Annotated in this window: 4 protein-coding genes and 1 pseudogene; 3 read left to right on the plus strand and 2 right to left on the minus strand. The window is 62.4% G+C overall.

Annotation, left to right across the window (positions count from 1 at the left end; genetic code table 11):
* A partial coding sequence (locus WA702_RS18565; RefSeq protein WP_425111993.1) for a response regulator occupies positions 1–475 on the plus strand: 475 nt, incomplete at its 5' end.
* An 11-nt stretch (positions 476–486) separates the two neighbouring features.
* On the opposite strand, the gene WA702_RS18570 is transcribed toward WA702_RS18565, so the two are convergent.
* On the minus strand, positions 487–993 hold the full coding sequence (locus WA702_RS18570; RefSeq protein ID WP_425111994.1) for an invasion associated locus B family protein: 507 nt from the start codon (positions 991–993) through the stop codon (positions 487–489).
* 101 nt (positions 994–1,094) lie between these two features.
* Complete coding sequence (locus tag WA702_RS18575; protein WP_425111995.1) at positions 1,095–2,000, minus strand: alpha/beta hydrolase family protein; 906 nt, start codon at positions 1,998–2,000, stop codon at positions 1,095–1,097.
* A 154-nt stretch (positions 2,001–2,154) separates the two neighbouring features.
* On the opposite strand from WA702_RS18575, the gene WA702_RS18580 reads away from it, so the two are divergent.
* Positions 2,155–2,871 (plus strand): YoaK family protein, encoded by a 717-nt coding sequence (locus WA702_RS18580; protein WP_425111996.1) that lies wholly within the window; start codon positions 2,155–2,157, stop codon positions 2,869–2,871.
* A gap of 68 nt (positions 2,872–2,939) precedes the next feature.
* A pseudogene (locus WA702_RS18585) lies at positions 2,940–4,225 on the plus strand (decarboxylase); the annotation flags it as partial.

Genomic DNA, 4,225 nt, shown 5'->3' on the forward strand with positions numbered 1-4,225 from the left:
GGCCTCGTGCACCGTTGGGAACAAGAGGCGCCGGACTTTATTGGCAATCCAGTTGGCGGGCCGCAGCTTCGCGATCGTCGCCGAGACAGGACGTGCGCATTTGCGGCAACGAAAACTCGTATATGTGGTCGATGACGACCCCAGCATGCTCCGGGGAGTCCAGCGGCTCCTCAAGGAGCACGGCTATGATACCGTGTCCTTCACTTCGGCAAACTCGTTCCATGATCACAATGATTTCAGGAGGGCCGTTTGTGTTGTTCTCGACATTGATCTGGATGGCGAGTCGGGGATCGAGGTGCATCGGCAGCTGAAGTCGGCCGGTATCCAGCTTCCGGTAATCTATATGACGGCAAAGGATTGTCCCGCGGTTCGGAAGGCGGCGGTTGCGTCCGGATGTCTCGCCTATCTGACCAAGCCATTCACGGCCAGATCGCTGATCGAGCCGATCGAGCGCGCGTCGATCACGGGCGCATAGACGTAGGCGGTTTATTCGTCGACATTCTGCTCATAGGTATGGCTCGGCGCTCCGGCGTGTGCCGCAGCAAACGTACCGAGCGGAATGGTGGTGCTGACGCTCAGCAAATTGGTGTCGGTGACCTCCAGCTTCAACTGCTGGCCTGTCTCCATCTGGAGGATCAGCGTCGGATTGGCGCGATCCCCGGCGATGCAGGTGTTGGTCAGGCACCAGACGTAAGGTATCGCAACGGGGCCGCCCTGGTCCACGCTGAGCTTCACGCCGGCCTGAAGGTATAGACCGACCGGGAGGAACAATTGCAGGCGCTCGGCATGCTCGCCATCGCGCTCGATCAGGTCGATGCGGATGGCTGATTGCCCTGTCGCCCATTTGCCGCTGATGGTCGTGCGGCATACCTTGGCGCTTCCCGGGGTCTGGAAGCAGAATTTCTGCCAATTGTCATATGTAATTGCGTGAGCGTCGCGCTGGCCCCGCAGCGCGAATTCCGGCGCAGCCTTCTGCCCGCCAGTCGCGGTCACTGCGCTTTCCTTTGCATCGGCGAGCGGTGCCCGGCCAGATGGCAGCAGCCAGATGACGGTTGATAGCAGGGCGAGCGCGTACCGCGAGCGATCCATACGCATCATCTGCCTCCGGGACGCTGAGCATGGCTATCGAGGAAAGGGCCAACCAGTGGCGACCATAGCGGAATCGAGTCCGGTGAATCGATGAGGAAATGCCCCTCGTCACCGAAGGGCGGCAGGAGGTGATACTCGGCGTGGCCGCCCGCGCCATTATAGGCATCGATCATCTGCCGGGACAGGGTCGGTCCAAAGAACGTGTCGTTCTCGATGTAGATCGACAGCATCGGCGTCCGGGCGGCGTGGCCGAACTCGGCCGCCGCTTGCACCAGTTTGTCCGGCGCGCAATTGTTGTTTGGTTTGCCGCCGACCCGACCGCCACGGCCCGCCGCAAACGTGATGATCGCCTTGACCGACGACAGGTTCTGGCTCGAAAGGGCAATTGCACCCCAGCCACCCGCCGACTGGCCGACGACGATGGCGCTGTCGGGCACGACAAGCTTCTGCTCGGTCATGTAGTCGATGATCCATTTGTCCAGCAGAGCTGCGGCCATTCCGGCGTCGCGAAAGTTCGGGTTCTCGCAGGTCCCGACCTTTGAATAGAAGACTGCGAACAACCCCCGTTCCGGCGCATCGAGTGCAGCCGCACCGTATCCTGGGCCGGTTGGCGCCACCACCAGATAGCCGCGGCGCGCGAACCACATCGCAGCATCTCTGAACTCGACCAGCGGAAAGAAGCTTCGGTCTCGGGGAGTGAGAGATACACCGTGATTCATTACCGCCAGTGGAAACGGTCCCGACCCCGCGGGATGCACCACATAGGCAATGGTCGGATGCGTTATTGGCAGCGCCCAGACTTCCTCCTGCACCTGACGTTCCGGCTCGGTGTTCGCACTGCGACACGGCTGCACCGAGGCCGTCTCGGCCAACGCCAAAAGCGCGAGCAGAAACTGCAGACACTGACGCACGCAGACCCTCCCATGGAGATGTCGCAGGATGCTTCGATTGACACGTGCACTCGGCATGCCCCGCTTTGATCTAGATCAAGCGGAGCTCGCTTGGACACGATTACTGCCGAACTCGTCACCGTCAGCGCGGAGCCGATCACGGAACGGACATCGCGTGTCACTGCAGCAAGCTTCCGCCGCATCCATCCCCCGCGACGAGTCACTTCCCATCTCCGCCATTCTGGCGTTCGTCGGAGGATATATCGAAGCCTACACCTGGATCGTCCACCGCGTTTTTGCCAATGCGCAGAGCGCCAACCTCGTGTTTCTCTGGGTCAACATGGCCAAGGGGCAGTGGCAGGCGGCATCCCATTATGTCCAGCCGCTGGCTGCGTTCATAGTCGGCGTGGTGCTGGCGTCCTGGCTGCGCTGGGCCGCGCCCCGGCGCGCGGTTCGGATCAGTGTCCTCAGCGAGATCGCGTTCCTGTTCGTCGTCGCGATCCTGCACAATCAACTGCCGGAGCAGGCCGGCACGCTCGGCCTCTCCTTCGTTGCCGCGTTCCAGACTGTGAGTTTTCCTCGCGTCGAAGGCTGGACGTATAACTCCGTGATGGTCACCAGCAATTTTCGCCAGACCATCGAAGGCTTGTTTGGTGCAATCGCCGGCGGCATCGCGCCGCAGCCGTTGCGCCGATCCTATGTGTTTGGCACGGTCTGCATCGCGTTTGGCAGTGGCGCGGCGTCCGGCGCGCTCGCCACCGAAGCGTCCCGTGCCTACAGCCTCATCGTGCCGGTCCTGCTGCTCGTCATCGTGGTGTGGCTCTGCGAACAGAGGCCGCGCGATGCCGACAGCCAGTCGATCACGGCCCGCGAGGGCTCCGTTCGGACTTGATTTAAATCAAGACTCGAAGTTGGCGCCGCCGCCTAGCCTCCATCAACTTAACCAGGTGGGAGACGGCCATGGCGCGGATCGCTCAGGAACAGCGGATTGATCAATTCTTCGCAGGACCCGGCGCCAGGGCGGACCAGTGGCGATCCCTGACGGATGCGGCAAAGACATGGGCGGCCGGCGGCTCGGATCGCGCCGCTTTCGAGCAGCAGCTTTCGCAGCTCGCAGTGACGGAAGAATTTCATGCCTATCCGGGGCCGCGCCTGCTGGCGGCGCTGAAGGACCGCGCTGCCGCCAATGACGCAGCCGGCGCGTTGGCGTTGGCGACGCGCATCATCCATGCCTTGGTCACGCGCTCGTTCCGCCAGCACGCCAGTGACTGGGATGTGCTTGCGGACGCCGACTCGGAGATGCCGGATCTGCTGCCGCCGGGCTTCGGCAGCGCGATGGCGCGCCGGCCCTATTTCGAAACCTTGGTCGTGACCGGCGTTGCAGCCACTAGCTGGCCGGAACTCGGCGCAGAGTGGCGGAAGTTGCGGCGTCCGTCGGACAGCTTTGTCCATGAGCCCGTCTTTGCCGGCAGCTTCGAGGATGCGTTCTGCGCCACCATGCTCAATCCGGACATCGCGGCGGTCGTCATCAATGAAGGCTTCGCGCAGCAATCCCGCCATGACGCGCCGGTGCTGCGCTCCCTGATGGCTTCGACAGAGACATCCGACTCCGCATTGAGCTTGGCGCAAACGCTGAAGCGGATCCGGCCCGAGCTCGATATCTATCTGATTTCGAACCGTAACGTGGAGGAGCTCGCCGGTAACCCTGAAGCCGATGTCGTCAGGCGCATCTTCTACTCTGTGGAAGAGCTGCTCGAGCTGCACTTCGCTATTCTTGAAGGCGTGCAGGACCGCTATGAGACGCCTTTCTTCGACAATCTGAAGAAGTACGCGCAGCGGCCGATCGGGACCTTCCATGCGTTGCCGATTGCGCGCGGCAAATCGGTGTTCCGTTCAGACTGGATCCGCGACATGGGCGAATTCTACGGCCCCAACCTGTTCCTCGCCGAGAGCAGCGCAACCACCGGCGGTCTCGACAGCCTGCTCGAGCCGACCGGCAACATCAAGAGCGCCCAGGACAAGGCGGCGCGCGCGTTCGGCGCCGACCGCGTCTTCTTCGTCACCAATGGGACATCGACCTCCAACAAGATGGCGGTGCAGGCGCTGCTGGCCCCAGGCGACATCGTCATCGTCGACCGCAACTGCCACAAGTCGCACCATTACGGCATGGTGCTGTCAGGCGCGCAGCCGCTCTATGTCGAAGCGTTTCCGATGACGGAATATTCGATGTATGGCGCCGTGCCGCT

Origin of the sequence: Bradyrhizobium sp., from assembly GCF_049798375.1 — a bacterium.
Classification (GTDB): domain Bacteria; phylum Pseudomonadota; class Alphaproteobacteria; order Rhizobiales; family Xanthobacteraceae; genus Bradyrhizobium.